Here is a 1,026-nt window from a genome sequence, read left to right on the forward strand (position 1 = left end):
GCACACATGGCCGAGGTCGGCGAGATGTTGCCCGACGGGGGGCAGCTGCAGGACGAACTGGAAGCCGGGGGGCTCGACAGCGGCCCCGGCGGCCGGCGCGTGCCGCAGCGGACCTGCATCGTCACGCGCGTCGTCCAGCCGCCCGAGGCGATGATCCGGTTCGTGCGCGGCCCGGATGGCGCCGTGGTGCCGGACCTGCGGGCCAAGCTCCCCGGGCGCGGCGCCTGGATCAGCGCGAAGCGGGATGCCGTCGCGACGGCGGTCCGCAAGAACCTGTTCGCGCGGGCGTTCAAGGGACCGGCCCAGGCCGGCCCCGACCTGCCCGACCGGATCGTCACAGGCCTGCGCGAGGATCTGCGGCAGGCGATCGCCATGGCCAACAAGGCGGGCTGCGTGGTCGCGGGCTTCTCGAAGGTCGAGGCGGCGATCGGCGGCCAGCCCGGCGCGGTGGCGCTGATCCACGCCGCGGAAGCCAGTCCGGACGGCCGGCGCAAGATCGCCGCGGCCTTGTACCGACGGCACGGCGAGGCCATGTCAAGGATACCGATCATCGACGACCTGTCCGAAGATGAATTGGACATGGCCTTAGGTCGGGATCATGTGATACACGCTGCGCTCGTCGCAGGAGCCGGAGCTGCCGGCTGCCTGTCGCGTTGGCGTCGGCTACGCTCCTTCGAGGGCGCCGCCGCGGCGACCGAGGAGCCCGGTCCAGCCCGAATCGGCGGGATCGACGAAGCCTCACGTTGACGACGCACCAGGACGAATTTGGCTGGCGCCACCGGGCGTCGGTTCACGGGACGATGGAAACCCTCAGGGTTCAGGCTGAATGAGCGACACGAACAACCCGGGCGACAAGACTCTGAACAGGACTTCTCCGAAGCCGCTCTCCCTCAAGCGGCCGATCGAGGCGGGTACCGTACGGCAGAGCTTCTCCCATGGCCGCTCCAAGCAGGTCGTGGTCGAGACGGTCAAGCGCCGTGGCGTCATCGGCGCGGCGCCGGCCGCCCCTGCCCGTGAGCCTGCGCC

2 protein-coding genes are annotated in these 1,026 nt (G+C 70.8%); both read left to right on the plus strand.

The genetic code is table 11. The features are described 5' to 3' along the window. Positions 1–24: 24 nt before the first annotated feature. The gene (locus FV228_RS30735; RefSeq protein WP_147857860.1) at positions 25–747 is read left to right on the plus strand and encodes an RNA-binding protein; all 723 of its coding nucleotides are present in this window, start codon (positions 25–27) and stop codon (positions 745–747) included. A gap of 79 nt (positions 748–826) precedes the next feature. Further along, a partial coding sequence (locus FV228_RS30740) for a translation initiation factor IF-2 associated domain-containing protein (protein ID WP_147857859.1) occupies positions 827–1,026 on the plus strand: 200 nt, incomplete at its 3' end.

The sequence above is a fragment of the Methylobacterium sp. WL18 genome (genome assembly GCF_008040015.1).
Taxonomy (GTDB): Bacteria; Pseudomonadota; Alphaproteobacteria; order Rhizobiales; family Beijerinckiaceae; genus Methylobacterium; species Methylobacterium mesophilicum.